Source organism: Nitratidesulfovibrio sp. 1201_IL3209, from assembly GCF_036763125.1.
In the GTDB taxonomy this organism is placed as follows: Bacteria; Desulfobacterota; Desulfovibrionia; order Desulfovibrionales; family Desulfovibrionaceae; genus Cupidesulfovibrio.
In genome coordinates, this window is sequence record NZ_JBAIYT010000092.1 from 1 (window position 1) to 377 (window position 377).

Annotated in this window: 1 protein-coding gene; it reads left to right on the top strand. The window is 53.6% G+C overall.

The annotated features are described in order from the left end of the window. Positions 1-116: 116 nt before the first annotated feature. Positions 117-377: type II toxin-antitoxin system Phd/YefM family antitoxin (locus tag V6B97_RS17185; protein WP_333507718.1), on the top strand; the 261-nt coding region annotated here is incomplete at its 3' end.

Genomic DNA, 377 nt, shown 5'->3' on the forward strand with positions numbered 1-377 from the left:
GCATGAAGGGAATCCGCAGTCTTTTCCTGCCACGCGGAAGGCAAAGCGGTCTTGACCAGCTTTCGAGCGGGTGCTATCCTGAATTATGTACGCAATTAAGTACGAATGGAGTTTTTATGAATACCCAGAACATACAGTCTTTGAGCCATTTCAGGGCCAACGCCACCACCATGGTGAAAAAAATCAGGGAGACCGGCAATCCGCTCGTTCTGACGCAGAACGGTAAAGCCGCCGCCGTTGTGGTCAGCCCGGAAGAGTGGGAAGCCACTCAGGAGAGCCTCGCCATGCTCCAGTTGCTCGCTTTGCGGCTTGATGACGTGAAGCACGGGCGGACGGTGGATTTTGACGAAGGTATGGATCGGATTGACGCCATAATC